The organism is Mangrovimonas sp. DI 80 (assembly GCF_001975575.1).
Taxonomy (GTDB): Bacteria; Bacteroidota; Bacteroidia; order Flavobacteriales; family Flavobacteriaceae; genus Mangrovimonas_A; species Mangrovimonas_A xylaniphaga.
Window position 1 is genome coordinate 60,967 of record NZ_MSDT01000007.1, and the last position, 20,112, is coordinate 81,078.

12 protein-coding genes are annotated in these 20,112 nt (G+C 35.5%); 9 read left to right on the forward strand and 3 right to left on the reverse strand.

What is annotated here, in order from left to right; all coding sequences use genetic code 11:
• Positions 1–47: 47 nt before the first annotated feature.
• From BKM32_RS14320 to BKM32_RS14350, 6 genes are all read left to right on the forward strand, one after another.
• The gene (locus tag BKM32_RS14320; RefSeq protein WP_076664552.1) at positions 48–749 is read left to right on the forward strand and encodes a CPBP family intramembrane glutamic endopeptidase; all 702 of its coding nucleotides are present in this window, start codon (positions 48–50) and stop codon (positions 747–749) included.
• A 240-nt stretch (positions 750–989) separates the two neighbouring features.
• On the forward strand, positions 990–1,421 hold the full coding sequence (locus BKM32_RS14325) for a hypothetical protein (RefSeq protein WP_076664554.1): 432 nt from the start codon (positions 990–992) through the stop codon (positions 1,419–1,421).
• A 679-nt stretch (positions 1,422–2,100) separates the two neighbouring features.
• Positions 2,101–2,718: a CatB-related O-acetyltransferase gene (locus BKM32_RS14335; protein WP_076664558.1), complete on the forward strand. Its 618-nt coding sequence runs from the start codon at positions 2,101–2,103 to the stop codon at positions 2,716–2,718.
• A 175-nt stretch (positions 2,719–2,893) separates the two neighbouring features.
• Positions 2,894–4,048 carry an efflux RND transporter periplasmic adaptor subunit gene (locus BKM32_RS14340; protein ID WP_076664560.1) on the forward strand — a complete coding sequence of 385 codons (1,155 nt, stop codon included), beginning with the start codon at positions 2,894–2,896 and terminating at the stop codon, positions 4,046–4,048.
• 11 nt (positions 4,049–4,059) lie between these two features.
• Positions 4,060–7,224 carry an efflux RND transporter permease subunit gene (locus tag BKM32_RS14345; protein ID WP_076664562.1) on the forward strand — a complete coding sequence of 1,055 codons (3,165 nt, stop codon included), beginning with the start codon at positions 4,060–4,062 and terminating at the stop codon, positions 7,222–7,224.
• Entirely contained in the window at positions 7,221–8,726 is a 1,506-nt protein-coding gene (locus BKM32_RS14350; protein ID WP_076664564.1) for an efflux transporter outer membrane subunit, read from the forward strand. The genes BKM32_RS14345 and BKM32_RS14350 overlap by 4 nt, the downstream gene beginning before the upstream one ends.
• A gap of 68 nt (positions 8,727–8,794) precedes the next feature.
• Here the strand turns inward: BKM32_RS14350 and BKM32_RS14355 are convergent, their stop codons facing one another.
• The 3 genes from BKM32_RS14355 to BKM32_RS14365 form a co-directional block, all read right to left on the reverse strand.
• A complete protein-coding gene (locus tag BKM32_RS14355) occupies positions 8,795–10,471 on the reverse strand; it encodes a glycosyltransferase family 39 protein (protein ID WP_083702203.1) in 1,677 nt (558 codons plus the stop codon).
• Positions 10,472–10,667: 196 nt separating this feature from the next.
• Positions 10,668–11,705 carry an AraC family transcriptional regulator gene (locus BKM32_RS14360; RefSeq protein ID WP_076664566.1) on the reverse strand — a complete coding sequence of 346 codons (1,038 nt, stop codon included), beginning with the start codon at positions 11,703–11,705 and terminating at the stop codon, positions 10,668–10,670.
• A 210-nt stretch (positions 11,706–11,915) separates the two neighbouring features.
• The gene (locus tag BKM32_RS14365) at positions 11,916–12,227 is read right to left on the reverse strand and encodes a hypothetical protein (protein ID WP_076664568.1); all 312 of its coding nucleotides are present in this window, start codon (positions 12,225–12,227) and stop codon (positions 11,916–11,918) included.
• Positions 12,228–12,975: 748 nt separating this feature from the next.
• Between BKM32_RS14365 and BKM32_RS14370 the strand changes: the two genes are divergently transcribed.
• The 3 genes from BKM32_RS14370 (at position 12,976) to BKM32_RS14380 (ending at position 20,111) form a co-directional block, all read left to right on the forward strand.
• On the forward strand, positions 12,976–13,893 hold the full coding sequence (locus tag BKM32_RS14370; protein WP_076664570.1) for an esterase-like activity of phytase family protein: 918 nt from the start codon (positions 12,976–12,978) through the stop codon (positions 13,891–13,893).
• A gap of 206 nt (positions 13,894–14,099) precedes the next feature.
• On the forward strand, positions 14,100–14,747 hold the full coding sequence (locus tag BKM32_RS14375) for a hypothetical protein (RefSeq protein WP_076664572.1): 648 nt from the start codon (positions 14,100–14,102) through the stop codon (positions 14,745–14,747).
• A 51-nt stretch (positions 14,748–14,798) separates the two neighbouring features.
• On the forward strand, positions 14,799–20,111 hold the full coding sequence (locus BKM32_RS14380; protein ID WP_076664574.1) for a hypothetical protein: 5,313 nt from the start codon (positions 14,799–14,801) through the stop codon (positions 20,109–20,111).
• The last annotated feature ends 1 nt before the right edge of the window (position 20,112 follow it).

The following is a 20,112-nucleotide window of genomic DNA, read 5'->3' on the forward strand; positions in this document are numbered from 1 at the left end:
TCAAAAAACCATAAACACCCCATTAAGCATCATTTAAAACCAACCAAATGATAGGAATTTTAGTTGCAATTGCCATTTCGTGGATGCTTTTATATCTCATTGAGAAGCGGAGTATCCTAGCCTTAGGAATTCTGCCCTTGGCAAAAAGGCTGAAACAATTCTTAATGGGGTTTTTAGTCACTGGAATACTTTGTGTTCTTGTACAATATTTTGAGGCTTATTTAAAAGCATCGACTTGGGTTTTGAATGACACCATTACTACCAGAATTGTTTTCAACTCATTTTGGTGGGATTTTAAATCGGTGTTGACAGAAGAACTGATGTTTAGAGGTGCCCTACTCTATTTGCTCATCCATAAAATAGGCTCGGTAAAAAGCATTTTGATTTCCGCAATGGCGTTTGGAGTCTATCATTGGTTCTCATATGGTGTTTTAGGAAATGTCATGGCAATGATTTTGGTATTTATCGGAACTGGATTAATGGGCTACGCATGGGCCTGGGCTTTTGCCAAAACCAAATCTATAATGTTACCCTTTGGGCTTCATTTGGGATGGAATTTTGTTTACAACACCTTATTTTCAAAAGGGCCTTTGGGAGACTTAGTCCTGATTTCTCAAGGTGGGAAGGAATTGAACGATTGGGCTTCACTATTGAATTTCACAACTGGTTTGATTATAGTGCCTCTTTTAGTGCTCATATATGTAACGTATTTTGTAAAAAAGGAATCGGATATCTCAGCAACGATATAAAACTTCGACTCACAACAGTATCCCCCTAGGTTGGCATTTTGGAGTTCTTTGGAATCATCATTGGCTGCTTTGTAATGGAATATGATTTAAGAGGCTAGTATCTGTGAAGCATAAGTTAACCTGTATCTTAAGAAGAAAATCTTTATATCCAACCATAGACTATTACTTTATAGCCAAATAAAAAGAACTATATTTATGACAATGTTTGTAAACCATTAACCCCAATTCATTAAATAACTTATGGAACAGAAAACCCTATTATCCAGAAACGAAATTTTAGATAATATTCTTGGCCTACTTTTATCATTTGAATCTCTAACATTTAAAGAAATTTTCAAAGTAACAAATCCCGTAAAAATTGATATGGAATTTATTGCGAAAACATTAAATCAATATCAATGGAAAGATTGGATGAAAGAGTCATTTAAGGATGAGCTTTTGTTCAATGGTTATATTCGAGAAGATGAAAGTGCTAATATCTTGATAACGGAAGAAGGTCGTGAGTTTAAAAATAATGGAGGTTACCAAGCACAAGAACTAAAACATGTTTGGACTAAGGATTTATATCCTCAAATAGAAAAAATAAATAGAACATATAATCAAAAATTAACTTTAGTAGGAATTTTGATATTTATAGTTCAAGTAATTACTATAACAATCATCAAGCTATAATTCGCTTCATAACTTTAAAAAGAAAACAACTAACTGTTTTTGGTACAGCACAACATCTATAACACAGATTTTCAATAGTTATTCCACTAGATTTGTTCCCTCTTTAAAACCACCCACAAATGCAACTAATTGAAATAAAGTTTTTTGGTGTTGTTTATGGATTTCTATTTGGTATCATATTAACTGTTTTATCTTTTGCTTTTAGAATTAACCTCATCTACTCCCAAACTTTAGGTGAAATACCCATCTACCTTGGGTTAATTCCCATAGTTTTAATAATCTTATTTACTATTACATCTGAGAAATTGAGAAGTAAATTTTTAAATCTCATTTATCTTTTTGTGACCAGCTTTTCCTTTATATACTTTTATTCAAAATTTCAATGGACAGTAGACTGTTGCCCCGATAAATACCATTCAATGTATGAATGGAATGCTGCCAAAAGACTAAGTTGGATAGTTGATTTACCATTGACTTTCATCATTATTCGGTGCATTCAAGGATTGATATTCGATATACTGAAAGAACTCAATGGGAAAAACCTTTCAAAACAAGAGGTTTAGTTCATTCCTGCTAATTTTGCTTAGCCAGTTCTCAATTCGGGTTCTCGTCCAAGCAGAAAATTATTGCACTTTCCCTATCTTTAATACTATCAATATCACAAAACATTGAAACTAATATGAACGGCCCTGACAAAGACCTAAAATTTCCCCTTGAAAATTATGATAGACTTTGCTTTTTAAAGAACATTATCAAAAATCCGAATATCATTGTAGGCGATTACACCTATTATGACGACTTTGAAAATGTTGACAATTTTGAGAGGAACGTCAAATACCTTTTTGATTTTACAGGCGATAAATTAATAATTGGCAAGTTCTGCATGATTGCTTCTGGGGTATCCTTTATCATGAATGGTGCCAACCATCTCACTAATTCAATTTCATCGTATCCCTTTGCCATTTTCGGAAATGGTTGGGAAAAAGCCATGGAAGGAAAAACATATCCCTATAAAGGTGATGTAATCATTGGAAACGATGTTTGGATTGGGCATAACGCCACAATTATGGCAGGAGTTACCATTGGGGACGGCGCTATTATAGGCACAAATTCCACAGTTGTTAAGGACGTGGCACCCTACTCTATTGTAGGTGGCAATCCCGCCAAAGAAATAAGAAAACGATTTGACGAAAACACCATAAAGAAGCTTTTGGAATTGCAGTGGTGGCATTGGGACATAGAAAAAATCACTCAGAACATTCAAAAATTGACCTCCAATAGCATAGATGAATTATAGATAGGCAACCTTCAAAAGACTTACAGTCAGTCTATGGGCAAAGTCCTTATTCTTTTTAGCACATCACAATAGATACAAAAAAAACACAACTAGTTAAAAAACAATTATTTACATTTCAAATCACAATGTTTTTCTTTAGATTTTTCATATTTTTATAGGAACTAAAGTACAAAACATGCCAAACCAAAATTACTCCATTGTTCTTTTAGTACTATTCCTTTTTGGCTGCAAACATGAAGTGGAAAATCCCATCGCACAGGTGGCTCCCATAAGCGTGATACAGCTAAAAACCGAAACGGTACCCATTTACAAAGATTTTGTAGGACAGGTATTTGGCATCAAAGATATTCCCATCCGTGCGCGCGTGGACGGTTTTTTGGAAGGCATACATTTTGAAGAAGGCAATCGGGTGGAAAAAGGAGACCTTCTTTACAGTATCGATTCCCAAGTTTTTGAAGCCGAAGTTGCCAGAGTCAACAGTGCAGTATCTTCCGCCAAAACACTACTGGCAAAATCCAATAGCGATTATAACAGAATTAAACCATTGGCCGATTTGAATGCCATTAGTAAAAGTGATTTGGATGGAGCCACGGCAAGAAAAGAAGCCGCAGATGCAGAGCTTAAAGCGGCCCTTGCTTCCCTAGAAATTGCAACCATCAATTTAGGGCACTGTAAAATTTATGCTCCAATAAATGGGGTCATTGGAAAAACGTTGGCTCGAGAAGGCGAATATGTTGGTAAACAACCCAACCCTATCATCTTAAATACGGTTTCGGATATTGACACTATAAGAGTGCAGTTCTTTCTCTCGGAAGCAGAATACCTCACATTTATGAAACGCTTATTGGTAAAAAAAGGCGATACCGATAAAAAATTCAAAACTTTGGCAGATAAGCAAATATTGGAATTGATTCTTTCCGATAATTCCATACATACCCACAAAGGGCACTTGGACTTTATAGACCGTAATATCGATCCTAGTACAGGCTCTATATTGCTTCAAGCCTCATTTCCCAATCCCGATAGACTTATCCGTCCGGGACAATTCACTAAGGTAAGGGCCTTGGTCAACATGCGTGAGAATTCCATTTTAGTTCCTCAAAAGGCCGTCCAGGAAATTCAAGGACAATATATGGTGTTTGTGGTGGGTAATGATGGCATTGTGCAAATACGAAATATCGAAGTGTTTAAAAATTATAAGGATTATTACATTATTGAAAAAGGACTTGAGCCCGGTGAACAAATTGTGGTTGACGAAGTTCAAAAAGTAAAATCCAAAATGAAAGTTGCCCCCAAATTAGTTCAGTATCAAAGCAAGGTAGAAAACTAATATCCAATTTTATGTCCGATTCAAAGGGTAACTTATTTGTACGTCGACCCGTATTAGCAATGGTTATTGCCATCATTATTACCTTGGTGGGCGCTATTACCTTAACAGGGCTCCCTGTTGAACAATACCCTAGTCTGAGTCCACCACAAGTGGTTGTGAGAGCCAAATATCCTGGTGCCAACGCCATAGACATCGAAGAATCGGTAGCCACACCTCTAGAGCAACAAATCAATGGCGTGGACAACATGCTCTATATGCTGTCTACAAATTCCAATGATGGTACTATGGCCATTAGGGTATCGTTTGATGTGGGAACAGATCCAGATATGAATGCGGTTTTGGTCCAAAACAGAGCTGCCGCGGCTACGGCCAGATTACCGGAGTCCGTCAAGCAATTGGGTGTTACCACCAAAAAGGCCATGTCTAATGTAATGATGGTGGTTACACTTGCCTCCGACGGCAGTTTTGACCAAGAATTTCTGGGGAACTATGCGTTGATAAACCTTAGGGACGAACTTTTAAGACTTCCCGGCGTTGGGGATGTTACCGTGTTCGGATCTGATTATTCCATGCGGATTTGGGTGAAACCGGACAGACTTTCCCAATTGGGAGTTACAGTACCTGAAATTGTCAAAGCTATTAATGAACAAAATGTCTTGGTACCAGGAGGCCAATTGGGAGCAGAACCAGCGCCTCAAGGCACCGAATTCACCTATACCGTTAGAATGCCCTCTCGGTTTAATTCCGAAGAAGAATTTGGAAATATCATTGTTCGCGAAAAACCCGATGGCTCCGAAATAAAAATAAAGGACATTGCAGAGGTGGAACTCGGCATTGAAAAATACAATGCTTTCACCCGATTAAATAAAGAAGTCTGTACCGTGATTGCCATATACCAAGCGCCAGGATCCAACGCTTTGGAAGTTGCCAATGGCATAAAAGAAGCCATGGCCTTTATGAGCACACGATTTCCCGAGGGCATCTCCTACGATATTTCATTGGATACCACCTTGGCCATTACTGCCGGAATTGATGACATTATTGAAACCTTAATCATTGCCTTAATCTTGGTAATATTTGTGGTGTTTTTATTCCTTCAAGACTGGCGAGCCACCCTCATCCCTTGTCTTGCGATTCCTGTGTCCCTTATAGGCGCTTTTATATTCTTTCCAATGCTAGGATTTACCATTAATGTTTTATCGCTGTTAGGATTGGTCTTGGCCATTGGTATCGTGGTAGACGACGCCATTATTGTGGTGGAAGCGGTACAAGTGAACATTGAAAGGGGGATGCAACCCAAAGAAGCCACTATCGATGCCATGAAAAAGGTTACAGGCCCCGTGATTGCAACTACTTTGATATTGGTGGCTATTTTTATTCCTGTTGCGGGTATGTCCGGTATCACAGGAAAACTCTACCAACAATTTGCCATTACCATTGCTTTGTCTGTGATTGTATCCTCTGTAAACGCCTTAACCCTATCGCCTGCCCTCTGTAGTTTACTCTTAAAAGAACCCAAGCCTTATAAAGGCGTTTTAGGCAAAATATTTGGAGGGTTCAATAAGTTTATGAAAAAATCTACCGGAGGCTATATGTCCGTGACCAATGTGGTTACCGGCAAAATCAAACGTGGATTGATTTTTATAGGGATTTTAATTGTGGGTATGGGAGTCTTATCAAAAGTGGTTCCTATGGGCTTTATCCCTGAAGAGGACATGGGCTACTTTTTTGTGAATATTCAGTTACCACCAGCAGCCTCTATTCAACGGACCAACGACATCACCAGGCAGGTAGAAGATTTGTTAGTAGCCAAAGAAGATGTGCAATATGTTACTAATGTAACGGGCTACAGTTTGCTGTCTACTTCTTTTCTAAACAATTCTGCGGTGATGTTCGTGAAACTAAAAGATTGGGATGAACGGAGTATTACAGCCAAAGCGTTCGTTGAAAACATCAATCAAGAACTCATACAAATACCGGGCAGTATCAATTTGGCCTTTGGTCCTCCCCCTATCCCTGGTTTGGGCAAGGGATCAGGATTCAGCATTATGATACAGGACCGAGGAGGCAACACGCCAAAATATCTAGCCGAACAAGCCAATATATTTACGCAAAAAGCTATGGAACGCCCTGAAATAGGAAGAGCCTTCACACCTTTCAATGCTTCGGTACCCCAGCGTTTGTTGGAAATCAACAAAGAAAAGGCCCTTAAACTAGGCATCCCTTTAAATGACATCTATGCCACTGTTGGTGCCTATATGGGAGGGACCTATGTTAATGATTTCAACAGATTTGGAAGGCTCTATAAAACTTATATACAAGCCAAACCTGAGTACCGTCAGGATGAATCGGGGTTGAATAGCTTCTTTCTGAAAAATAGGAACGGCGATATGGTTCCTATGTCTACCTTCATTGACATGGAACATATTTCTGGACCAGATTACACCAATCGCTTCAACCTCTTTAGGTCTATTGAGGTCTCTGGAGCAGCGGCTGCTGGCTATAGTACCACGCAAGCTTTGGACGCTCTAGAGGAAGTAGCTGCAGAAGTATTACCCAGCGATGTAGGCTATTCGTGGAATGGACTTTCCTATCAAGAGAAAAAGGCCTCTGGAGGTTTGTTGCCCATATTGGGACTTTCCATGATTTTCGTCTTTCTAATTCTGGCTGCTCAGTATGAGAGTTGGTCCCTACCCATTAGTGTGTTGGCAGGAACTCCCTTTGCCATTTTTGGGGCATTTCTGGGATTGTACATTGCTAGGTTCCTATCCCCTTCCTTTGAAAATAATGTGTTTGCTCAAGTGTCCTTCGTCATGCTTATTGGAATGGCGGCCAAAAATGCGATTCTTATTGTTGAGTTTGCTACGGAAGAATTCCATAATGGAAAAAGTTTATATGATGCAGCCATAATGGCTGCCAAAGAACGTTTTAGACCCATTCTCATGACGGCCTTTGCCTTTATTTTCGGGATATTCCCTTTGGTCATTGCCACGGGATCTGGAGCTGAAGCCCGAAAAGTAATGGGAATGACCTTATTGGGAGGCATGGTTGTAGCCACCTTCGTTGGGGTATTTCTGTATCCCATGTTATTTGTATTTGTGGGCAAACTATTTGGTTATGAGAAAAAACGCTTGAAAGAGGCGTCTTCGGAATCTATAGAAAATAAAGAGGAATGACACACAAACTCATAAAATATGGCCTCTTTGTTACGCTGATTTTAGCCATTTACTCCTGTGCTGTAGGACCTAATTATACACCTCCAAAGGTTAACGAACCTGTTGATTTCAGGTTTAATGTTCAACAGGATACGGTTATCAATCTAAATTGGTGGGAACTTTTTAAAGACCCTGTCCTAGACTCCTTGATTACAGCCACCTTGGAAAATAACAGAGATGTATTAATTGCCAGTAGCAGGATAGAACAGGCTCGTGCTGTACTGGGCGTCAGTAAAGCCGATTTTGGACCGGCCATAGGCTATTCAGGGAACCTAACACCTACCAATTACCCTCAATACGTCACGGTTGATGAGGTAACAGGCAACTATTCCTTTCAAACATTCCTGAACTGGGAAATTGATGTATGGGGCCGCATAAGACGTAGCAATGAATCTGCTCGGGCAAATTTGTTGTCTCTGGCCTATGCAAAAAGAGCCACGCAACTAAGTTTGATCAGTGAGGTTGCCTCCAGCTATTATGATTTGTTGGATTACCGTACCCGATTGGTCATTGCCCAAAATACCTTTAAGGTTAGGGATAGCGCCTTGACCATTATTAAATTGCGCTACGAAAAGGGCATTATCCCGCTACTAGATGTCAATCAAGCGGAAGTTCAGAGTGCCACTGCAGAAGTGGCCATTCCTCTTTATCAGCGGCAAATTGCCCGTACAGAGCACCGATTAAAGTTACTTTTAGGGAATTATCCAGGTCCAGTACCCAGCCCTGCAACCCTTATAGAAAAAAAATTGCCAGATTCACTACCTGCCGGGCTCCCCTCAGACTTACTATTGCGACGTCCAGATATCATCGCCTCCCAATATGACTATTGGTCGCAACATGCCAAAATAGGAGTCGCCGAAGCCCTACGCTTTCCTACGATAAGTTTGACAGGCGTTTTAGGTTATGGAAGTCCAGAGTTATCCAATATCATTTCCAATGGGTTGGGATGGGGTGTACAGGGTAGTCTTGTAGGACCTCTTTTTGAATGGGGCAAAAACAAAAGGAGAGTTGATATTGAAAGAGAAGGTGCTAAGCAGGCTTTATTCGCTTATGAAAATACGGTATTGAATGCCTTTAGGGAAGTAGATGATGCCTTGATTACTGTCCAAACCCTTAAGGAAGAACTAAAAATAAAAGAGTTCCGATACAAAGCAGCTGAAAGTGCCAGCTATCTTTCTAGCTTAAGATATGACAAAGGAGTCACAAGTTATTTGGAAGTTATAGAAAATCAACGGCAAACCTTTGCTGCCAAACTGGAATATTCACAAACCTATAAAGAGGTATTTTTGGCATACATAACACTTTACAAAGCTTTAGGAGGCGGTTGGATTAGTGAAAGTGAACGCGAAGCATATGCAAAGGCCTATGAAGAGCAACTAAATATAGAAGACAATAGCGTTAGAAGGGACACCCTTATCTATAAAGGACAACTAACTGATTTAAAAACACCTAACAAAAAGTAATATTGAAGCAATATCATTCATAATTATTTCTGTAGGGATAATCTGTCTTAATAAGCCTTCCTCGTCATTTAATTGTAATACAAAATCCAATTGGGATAGTCGATATGATGGGAAAAGGACTTGTTTAAAAATGAAAATTCTTCTGCTATTGGTTTCTTTCTTCTTACCAACATATACGTATTGCCATTGGCACACATTGGCGCCAAACGAAAGACATCATTTTCATTCTTTAAATCCACTAAACCATTTTTCCATTCCTCGCTGTGTTGGAACTGCAAATCCCTTTCGGAAGTATTATGGTCGTAATGAAGTGTAATAGTTTTAAGATTGGAATAAAAGGGTGCCGAAGACAACAGATAATCATAAACCAAAATGGTATCCTTATCATTCCTGCTTTGATCCAATTCATTTATTTTCGCTAACATGGGCTTGACACTATTGGACAAATGCGGATTTTGCATCAACACTACTTGAGCCATGGCCAGTGTAGAAACGATAAATACCATAAACTGCAATACCAATTTCGTTTGAAGCGCGTTTCTAAAAACATAAGCTACTACACTTGCCAGTAGTATCACGGCCAACACCAATGCCCTTAATATTCCTGAAGATGCAATGAAATTAGGTTTGAGCCAACTTAGCAGAATGGGTACTAATGCCACAAGTAAGGTAATACCTAAAACCACATTTATCAAAACCTTGACGTTTAGTTTAGAAATCCTTGTGAGTTGATGCCCTATCAGTAGTGCCAACATCCAAAACATGGGCAATAGATACATCAGCAACTTAGTCTTAAAAAGTGAAAAAACCACAAAAACCAAAACCGATGCCATCAATAGCGCTTTGTCACTAGTTTGAATTTCAAATTCCTTCAAAACTTTTTTATTTCTAAAGATCAGTAGTAAAACCCATGGCAACAACAAGCCCAATACAACAGGAATATAAAACCAAAAAGGCTTGCCTCTATTGAATGAATCCGAACTAATGCGATGCGCCAATTGGTCTACCACAAAATAATCCAAAAGTTTCGAATCCTCGAGTATCAAATATATAAACCATCCTGAAGCCAATAGTAAGAACATAAGGAACCCTAAAACATGGTTCCAAGTCAATTTCAATCCCACTTTATGGTAATAGCGAAACAAGACTACAAAGCTGATGATAAAAATTAGGGATACTGGTCCTTTGGTAACTATAGAAGCCGCCATAGCAATAAAAAAAGCATATAAATAAAGGGGATTTCCCGTTTTAAAATGCTTCAACCAAAAGAAAACGGAAGCCATAATAAAAGTTGTTAGGTAAGCATCGGTGGTTAAATTTCTACTGGAAATAAGCACAATGGGAAAGGCTAGATAAGTCAATGCACTTAGGACACCTACCCGTTTATCATTATACAATAGCTTCCCTAAAAGAAAGACCAAAACTACTTGGCAAATGACCGCTATTTGCAGAAAAAAACGGCTTCCAAATTCATTCACACCAAATAGTTTATAGCCTGCTACAGTGATCCAATAGGTCATTGGCGGTTTATGGTAGTGGTAAATTCCCAACAATTGCGGATGCAAAAAATCGCCACTAACTAACATTTCGCGGCTTATTTCGGCATAACGGGCTTCACTGGTTTCGGCCAAGGGATATTTGCTGGAAGTCAACAGTAAAACAAATAGAAGCACTGCCAAGCTTCCCAATAAAAATTTAGTGTTTACGATATCTATGGATCGTGTAAACTTTTTGATGGTGTCCATTAAAATGATAATTGAAACCAAAGAAGATTGTTGTGAGGTATTTTAGTCCGTGAAATTTCAATTCCTGAAAAATGATTGTCTTCACAGTCAAAATTCACACCAACCTTTGTGGTATTGGTCGTTTATTCTCTGTTCAAATAACGTAGTTGTTGTGAGAGAAATTACCAAAATGATGTCCAGACTAATTATATTGGACCTATTGTACGTTTTGCTGAAGGGAGTTTTTGTATTCCGAAGGGGTTATTCCTTTAATTTTCTTGAAGGTAGCATTGAAGGTCGATTTCGAATTAAATCCCACCTCATTAGCAATGCCCAGAAGTGTTAGATGAGCATACTGGTCGTCTTGAAGCCTTTTTATGAACTCCTCAACACGGTATTCATTTATAAAATCCAGAAAACTTTTCTCCAAATGAAGGTTGAGTACTTCTGAGATATATTGACGAGGAATCTGGAGTTCTTCAGACAGCTTATGAATCGACAATTTAGGATCTGTGTAAAGCTTATCCTTCTCCATAGCATGTATCAGAGCTGTTTTATACTGTTCTATAAGTTTGTCATTAAGATTGGAGGTTTTGTATTTTTTTTGCTTTTCGGTGGGCAACAACTCTTTTGGGGAAGTGATAAAATAAAACGTAATGACATAAAACAAAAAAGCCATGACAATGAGTAAATAACTACTAAAATCGGAATTATTTAAATTGAATATAGGTTCCTTTCCGATGGGCATTAAAAATTCATTGATGTATTTCAAACTTAAAATAAGCACAATTGGAATGGCCGTATACAGTATCCAATTGTTGCTCTTATTCTTGAAAAGGTCGTATAGGATATATACCAAATAGCTTAAAAAGGATAGTTCTACAACAAACTCGGCTGCTTCCAACAACACATGCCCTTCAAGACCTAGCTTTTCTATTATTTCAATAGTGAAATACAAGAGGTTTGGAATAAAAAAGAGGAGATCTTTCCTATCGAACACTTCCTTGCCCGACTTATAATACCTAAAAAATAGAAATAAAAATGTGATAAAAAGTGAAGCATCAAACAGGAACCAATTTGCCTGTTCCTGAAAGAGATTATTGTCGTCATCACCTATGATAAACAGTAGTACAGAAGCAATGCTCAAACTGAACAACCAAAACGTGACCTTTCTATATTTTGCTTTATTTTTAAAAAGTACAAAGAGTAAAAATACTCCTTGGAGCAAGGTAATAATTTGGATGGTTGTTAACATTAACTGCTTTTTATATTAAAGATAGCCTTTTATTCCAAAGTAGGAAACCTAGGATAGTTGCTATCAAAAACGCTCCATCAACTAAAAAATTGAGTTTTGATGTGATTTCAAAAATACAGTTCCCCACTAACTGAGCTTTGGAAATAAGCAATAAAAAAACCGCGAATTATAATTAAGCGGCTTTTTATATGATGTTTATACTTTCAATTATTAGCAAAACAAACTAAATTCCTCAGTCTCGCAAGTACAAGCCTCAGCTTTCTTGTCATTTGGATTGGCTTTAGAAAACTTGAAGGTTCCCAAAAACGAATCCCCCTCAACACCTATAGAAAATTTCTCCTTTTTAAAATTAACTTCCACTCGGCAAACATGAACACCACTTGGGTTGGTGAAATACGACATTTTAAAACATTGATAATCCTCACTGCTGTCCTCTTTCAAAAACTCAATATTATCCATTTTTTCGAAATTGCAAATCTTTGAGGTAATCAAATTTAAAAGGGCTGCATCTAAGGTTTTCATAACGATTAGTTAATTTAGGCTGGCAAAAATACATTGAATTAACAAAAGGGCAATGTTAAGTTTACAGGCGGCAGTAAAATTTAATATTGGACCTTGCCCATCGAAAAAGTAATTTATTTTGAATTCAAGTAACAGGAAAATTACTTTCCGATACAGTATTTAACTTTCCTTATTTTACAGGATATATACTAAAACAAGGTACAAAAAGCCCCGGAAATTACACGGAAATTAGCAGCTTGAAATTTTAAATATAAATTGTTCTAATTTCTAGTCAAATTTAAGTGCTTTTTTATTTTGTCCTGCATTAACTGGTTTATTTAGCTGGACAAATTAAATTAATTCATATTCCATAGCACTAACCCTCACACAACATCCTTTTGAAAATGAATCTTCTAAAACTCTCCAAGTCCAGTAATTCTTGATTACGACACAACAAGGGACAAAATAGGTATTATTCTATTGTGCAAAAAGAAATTTTTCGAAAGCATTCATTTAAATTCAAAGGGGAACAATCCAAAAAGAACATTTTTAAAGGAATTAAATCAACCAATGTATTGTGGATTAAAATACCTAGAATTAGGTATTTCAAAAAAAAAAATATAATTTAACCTTTAACAAGTAAAGCCCTTCATTACCTACCTCATTTTAGTTAAATCAAAATCTAAAATTAAACCGTGAAAACAAAATAGTTTTTAACATATAGCCGCTTTGAAAAAGCGCAATCAATTTAATACCTAAACCAACCAATATGATTCGAATTCTCCTCAATACGATTGTCTTATGCTCTTGCTTTATTTTCAACGGACAAAACGTAAATCATCTTTTACTTGAGAAAACCTTCAATGCCCCTTATGAAATTTCTTCAGCTTGTACCTACAATAATCAAATTATTATAGCATCGGAAAAATGTGGAAAAATATTCACAATTGATCCCAATACAGGAAGAACTGTTGCAACTGAAACTATACCTTTCCTTATCGACAAAGACAAAAAAGGTAAAAGTAACGCCATCGAAGGCATTAGTATTTATAAAAACTATTATTTTCTTGTTGAAGAAAAGGAAAGCAACCAAATCATAGTTCTCGATCGAGATACAAAGAAAAAACTAGAAATAAAATACACTCATAAATTTGGATTTCCTCCAAATATAGGAAACAAGAACGGGTTAGAAGGTATTGAAATTGATATTAGCTCAAATATGATATATGTAATATGTGAAGGGAAAAAACAAAATCACAGTGACTTATACAGAATAAAAATAGAAAAAATAGAAGACAATACCGTATATCTAAATCCTTTAAAACCTATAAAGCTAAAGAAAGCATCCTATTTAAGGTATTGTGCCCTGGCACTTGATGACAAAGGCGACTTATTACTACTAAGAAGTACTGAGGGAAGTTATTTTATTGACAAAATCACCAAAAAGGAATTGACTCAAAATCTAAAATTAGAAATTACAGCCACTGAAGTAATTAAATTATCCAAATATGTTAATGATAAAACGGGTAATCTAGAAACAAACTTAGAGGGCCTTAGTTATCTCAATGGATATGCCATTATTGTGAGTGACAATAAACAAACTGATAATTGTGAGGTTTCAAATAATGGAAAAACAGGCAAAGGAACCATGTTTATGAGAATTGAGCTTGGAAGCATTCCTAAATAAAAGACTCCTCTAAAGCTCTAAAGCCCTAAAACACACCACAATGTCTATCATATATTTTTTGTCATATGGTAATTGAACCTATTACAGCACTACGATACATATTTTATTCAAAAGAAATGCTGAAATTGATCAGAAAAGGGCTCAGAAAATTAACTCAAATAAAACTTTTAATTCATTGATTACAAACCCTAACCAAAGAAACTACTATGTGTAACTGTAAACAAAAATCTAAAGAACCTGCTGGAGGAACTGGTAATTTTAACTATGTCTTTATTTGTACTAAAGATGACGGAAGTGAAAAAGAGATAAAAGTAACAGCCGGAAATGACAATGAGGCTAAACAGCTAGCTGAACTTGACTGTGATGGAGTAAAAATATCTAAACGAAGATCAAAGGTCAAAGCAATCAACCCCTCACCTACAAATTTTCATCATGGGGAACATATTTCCACCATTTGTGATTGTGGTGTTGATTATTCAGAATCTGAAAATGGAGGAGGAGGAAATTGCGCACACTATGTATGCAATAAAGATCTTTGGAAAATCACCAATCAAGATGGCATTAGGTATAACTGTCCAAGTGGATTTGGAATTAACGCTAATGATCTCAAAAATTATTGTTCAAATAATCCTGGTGATTGGGATCATAAAGCAAACGCAAATGAAATGACGGGACAAGGCTTGGTTTTTGGGGAAAAATCAAACAAAATCAAGCATGTTGGAATTTATGAATCAAAATCATCAACTTTTCATTATGGTTTCGGAAAGAAAAGGGTTTTGAAAAACCCGGTATCTTGGTGGGAAAAAGAATATGACGCCTTATACTTCTTCCAAAGAGCCAATACATTGTCTTGATAAATTCAGATTTACAAAACATTGTTATTCTCAAAAAAGAAATTAAAAAATATGGAAGAAAACCAATTTAAGAAATCTAGAAGAGATTTTATTAAACTAAGTTCATTAGGAGCCTTTGCATTACACCCCACTGTTTCTGCATTAGCAAATTGGTTAAATGTTGATAAACAATATTTAGAAAACAGCTTTTTTGATGATGACTTTCATTATTTTGGAAATAATCTAACCAATCTTCACTTCTACTTTATTGGTGCCAAAATTAAAGGCAAAAAACTCTTACGAACCAAGAAGACTTCTTTCATGGTTGTTAAAATACCGCAACAACATGTACAAGAGCAACTGTTGAGGGCCGAAGGTAAGGGAGGTTTTGATCCAGATTATATTAATTCGAACAAAAGAACCGATTCTAAAATATCTGGATTTTCATTTTTGGCTTTTGAAATAAAAGGTCTATCCAAAGACCTTTTACATATTGATGTAAGTGATATATCAATATTGCTTGAATGGGATAACCCTAAACTTTTTGAACTTTTAGTACCACAAGAAAAAGATTATAAAGATTTCCAGTCTCCAAACTGGGCTAACTTTAAAACAAGTGATGAGACTTTAATTGAAGACAACGAAGCAAACCCCAAAAGAGGCTATATTGGCTCTCTTTACAAAAACATTTGTGATAAAGTTTTTAGGGAAAATCATTTCCCTTTAACCGTTTTAGAAATTCCCGAAGGGTTACTAGTCTCACCATACAACCAAAATCTAGAGGCTAAACCAAAAGCTAAAGCAATCGCTAAAACCTATAGGCTTCCTAAAGAACGGTTTATTTATAATGATACCAAAGGAAAAATTACAAGAACTGTAGAAGAAATTTGGTCTACTCAATTATTTTTTGAAACTGTTGAGGGACAAATAAGCCCACCATTACGAGCGGTGGGTTATATTCCTAGGGAAGGTAAATTAGGAAAGCGCAACGACAGTGAATGTCCAGATGAACCAATAAAATATCTGCCAACTTTACTTGATAAAAAGGAAATTGTTTATTTAACCAGTTTAGGCAGAGGAAACAACATTAACAAGGAATGGGACATTGAAACACGTGGACTAACTTTAACTGGGTTAGGTGCCATTGCCAAATTTCACTATAAAAATTTCAATCCTCCTTACGGTACAGATCTAGCTGAATATGAACACCATTTTTCACTTGGCAGGGATGAATACATTAAGGTTGCCAGAATAGGGGTTATTTCAGTTACAGGACAAAAAGCTCTACATATAAAAATTGGACAACGAAAGATCAAAAAAGGAACTTCATATATGGAGTTCAAAGAGTACATAGAAATTATTCAAAAAGATATAATTTACTTTGATAAGAACCTATGTCTTCAAAGAGAAACAAATTTTAAAGAACCTGAAAATTATATCCAAGCAAGAAAAGTCCCACCTATTTACTATACTCAAGATTCTGACATACCTAATTATAAGCCAAAAGCTGATGAAATAATACATAGCATCGATTTAAACACCGATGAAACGGACAATACCTTCAGGGATAACTATATTTGGAATATTGAAGGTTATCTACCGAAACAAGATCGAAATAAGAATTGGCATACAAAGTACAGTAGGTGGCCATTTAAAAGGGTAATAGCAAAAACTTTTATTACACCTCCAATAAATTCTCTTGATCCTGAAGCTCACAATTACACCAGTCCCAATTGTGATTGTGCCGAATTATTTTGGCCTGTATTGGAAAAAAAGACTATAAGCAAGGACAATGATTGTTATCTCAACTTTATAGGTATTGATTGGAATGAAAAGGAAATTCAATTTACCAGTACATTTTTATTCATCAGAAAAAAACTCATTGAATGTGACTCTGAAATTAATACTGTTTTAAATAGGATATACGATTTTAATGGAGATGGAGCAAAGGGATTTATATATCAAAAATTTGAAAGAAGAACCATAAGATTTACAAATCAAGAAATTGCATTTACACCTGATTTTTCCTTATTTGGAGAGGATTCAAAAGAAGAGTTTCCAAACAAATCTAATGTAGCTAAGACTGATTATTTAGAATATTATTTTAGCATTTGTGTTGAACCCAAAAGGACTATAAAAGTTAATGGTGCTGAAATCACTATCCCTACTGATTCGGTTTTAAGAAATGGTAAAAGTTCAATTTTCAATGAGAGGCTTTTCCCCCTATTTCCTCAAGTTAAAAAGGTCCAACTATATGTGGAAAATATACAAGGCTATAGTCCTGAACCTTTACCCTCAATAATAGAATATAATGATGATTATATAAACTATGGTTTTGAAAGAAGAATATCTGTTACTAATAAAAAGAATAATGAAAATGTAGAAGTTATATATAACAAGGCTCGTTTAATCTTTAACCACACCGAAGACTTTATCAAAAATGATGATAGAATCCTTGAATTTGTAAATGGAAAATGGGAAGAAACTACGGTTGATGGCTACAGTAAAATAAAACAAGTCTTTAGTGGTGCCGGAAGTGCAATTGGTGGTCTAGTAAATCCAGATTTCGATATCCAATCCATTGGACTTGTAAAACAAAGTCTTGCTGTAGGGAAGGAAATCAACAAAAAATATGAAGGGCTTACAAAGTTTGATGAGAAATTTAAGGAATTCAATCCATCAGACTTACTTCGCCAAGCCCCTGAAATTTTAAATGGAATTAGCCTAATTGATATTTTACAGGAAGTTTTTCCAGAATATGAAGCACCTGTTAATGAAATTAAAAATGTTGCTTCACAAGTTGAACAATTAAATACTGATTTAATTGAAGAATTAAAGGAAATTAAGAAAGTCATAGAAGCAACAAAAAAAGACCTATTCAGGCTTAAAAATAATGTTGAAAATGTACAAGCAATAATTGATAAAAAAGAAATTGAATTAAAAACACTACGTGACGAATTAAACAACAAACATCAATTTTCAGACCTTTCAAATCTAATTAAATCAGTTGAAGAGTATTCAAAAATTATTGGTTTAGAATTTGACCAAGATGAATTAACAATTGATCCAGCTAAGTTAAAAGTTGAGGAAATTGCCAAATCGATAAGCACTCAAATATTATCACAATTAGAATTGATTCTAAAGTTACAAATTGATATTAAGGATACTTTAAAAACTCTGAACGCTGAATTCGTAGATCTAAAACCTCTGTTTGATATTCTTAATGTGAAATATAACTTTTTTGTTGGTTTATTCCTTAAAGATCCTATGAAACCAGAACTTGGTTTAAAACCATTCAATGAGATTGTTGGTTGTAAATTAGATCAAGGTCTCCAGAATATTATTAATAATAAAAAAGTCAATTTTGGCAAATACTATGAAAGTCAACAAAAACTTAATGACGAAAAAATAAAATTGCTAAAGGGAGAGATTACAGAAATCTCCAAAACTATTTTATCAGAATTCAAAACAAATAAAACACTATTTGAGAATCCTATATCAGAAATTAAATCCGAAATAAAAATTTTTAAGGAAACTACTGATAAAATAATTAATAGAATTAAAGGAAAGCCCCCTAAAGATTTTGAAAAATTAAAAAACGAGTTAATATCTATTGAAGCAAAAGTAAGGAGTATATACGAAATAATTTTATCTATTGAACTTTCATACGTAGTAGAATCTTTTGAGAAAGCCAAAAAGGAATATGAAATTTCGAAGGCCAAAATTTGTCAAATAGATGAAATTACTAGAGAACCAAAAATTACTTTAGAAGAATTTAATGATTTGATTAATAGTCGCGATATAATAAAGAACGCAATAAAAAATAAGATCAATTGCCTTGAAGAGTTTTTCAATAAGTCTAAAGAATTTAATGAGATATCTATAACAAATCCCAATGGACCAAACACTACAGTTGATATTAGCAAAGTAATTCATATAATTAATTCTAAGACCAAAGAGGAAAATACTATTTATCAAGATAATTTAAATGATATATGGCTTAAAATATTAAGTATTGAATACTTAAAAGGTAAAATAGAAAAAATTGAAGGTGAACTTTATGACGAGGTTAATGGTTATAAAGTGCTCATACAAGATCAGATCAAGCAATATGAAAATAAATTAAAAGAAAATATTTCTCAAGAATCTAAGGGAGTTGTTGGACAATTAAAAGATAAAATTAAGAACATTGAAAGCCAAATTATAGATGCCCCCTCTAGAATAGATTTAAGAAACTTACTAATCCAATCTAAGCAACTTTATAACACCCTCACCTCTATTACAAAAAAAGAAATCAATTACAATTGGCAAACCTATTCATTTAAAAATGCAGATTTTGGGCCTGTTTCTTTTTTAGCTTCAAACAATCCAAGGACATCTCTTTCGGTAACAGTAAAAAATGTTATCAACTTTGAAGCCAATAAGTTCCCTCCTGTCATCAAAAGTATTGACACAATTGCTGAAAATAGACTCAGTAATTTTGGCATTAGCTTGTATAAAGCTATCATTATTAATTTCAATGAGGTAAGTTTTGTTGCAGGAACCAACCGTAAGCCCAAATTTGAAGTTAAGATTAGAGATGTACAGTTTGCTGGGGCCTTTGCATTTGTACAAAAGCTAGAAAGCCTTTTTAAAGATTTATTAGGAGACAATTTCTCCCTTAAAATTTCACCCCAAAATGTAGAGATAGAATATTTATTACCTATTAAATATTTAGGAGCTCCTTCCTTTGGTTTTGAAGATTTTCTTTTTAGGGTGCTATATACACTTTATTTTGACAAGCGTCCTATGGAATTAGGAGTAGGAATAGGTTCTCCAGCCAATAGAACACGCCTTAAGGTAGGTGTTTATACGGGCTTCTTTTATTTTATCGTTATCGGAAACCCTAAGCAGGGAATTACTACTATTGAGGTAAGCATTGAATTTGGTGGCTATTACGGGTTAAGTCTAGGACCATTAAGGGGAGAGGTTAAGTTGGTGGTAGGCCTATATTACAGGAAAGATCTGGTTGGAGTCTTTATTGAGGGATATTTCCTTTGCTTAGGTCGTGTTAAACTATGGTGCTTTACGGTTTCCGCTCGTTTTTACATGGGAATTCGTAGTCAAGGCGGCTATGTTGAAGGACGCTGCACAGTTTCGTACAAAATTAAGATAAGTCGCTTTTTTACAAGAAAATTCTCAAGTACTTACTATAAAAAAATGGCGGGAGCCACCCCAGAAAACAACCAATCTGGCAGCAAGAAGAAATCTCTCCAAAACCTCAAAAGCCTAGGGTATAGCACCAATGCTGCTAGTGAAAAAGATTATGAGAATCCAATTAAACGTATTGTTAGTCCCATAAGTGCTTCTGATTGGGATAAATTTATTACTTCATATACAGATTAAT

Bases quoted from the DNA above. Each gene is read 5' to 3' on its own strand.
- BKM32_RS14355 (WP_083702203.1), bottom strand. From the start codon at position 10,471: ATGGACACCATCAAAAAGTTTACACGATCCATAGATATCGTAAACACT.
- BKM32_RS14320 (WP_076664552.1), top strand. From the start codon at position 48: ATGATAGGAATTTTAGTTGCAATTGCCATTTCGTGGATGCTTTTATAT.
- BKM32_RS14365 (WP_076664568.1), bottom strand. From the start codon at position 12,227: ATGAAAACCTTAGATGCAGCCCTTTTAAATTTGATTACCTCAAAGATT.
- BKM32_RS14350 (WP_076664564.1), top strand. From the start codon at position 7,221: ATGACACACAAACTCATAAAATATGGCCTCTTTGTTACGCTGATTTTA.
- BKM32_RS14345 (WP_076664562.1), top strand. From the start codon at position 4,060: ATGTCCGATTCAAAGGGTAACTTATTTGTACGTCGACCCGTATTAGCA.
- BKM32_RS14380 (WP_076664574.1), top strand. From the start codon at position 14,799: ATGGAAGAAAACCAATTTAAGAAATCTAGAAGAGATTTTATTAAACTA.
- BKM32_RS14335 (WP_076664558.1), top strand. From the start codon at position 2,101: ATGAACGGCCCTGACAAAGACCTAAAATTTCCCCTTGAAAATTATGAT.
- BKM32_RS14340 (WP_076664560.1), top strand. From the start codon at position 2,894: ATGCCAAACCAAAATTACTCCATTGTTCTTTTAGTACTATTCCTTTTT.
- BKM32_RS14360 (WP_076664566.1), bottom strand. From the start codon at position 11,705: ATGTTAACAACCATCCAAATTATTACCTTGCTCCAAGGAGTATTTTTA.
- BKM32_RS14325 (WP_076664554.1), top strand. From the start codon at position 990: ATGGAACAGAAAACCCTATTATCCAGAAACGAAATTTTAGATAATATT.
- BKM32_RS14370 (WP_076664570.1), top strand. From the start codon at position 12,976: ATGATTCGAATTCTCCTCAATACGATTGTCTTATGCTCTTGCTTTATT.
- BKM32_RS14375 (WP_076664572.1), top strand. From the start codon at position 14,100: ATGTGTAACTGTAAACAAAAATCTAAAGAACCTGCTGGAGGAACTGGT.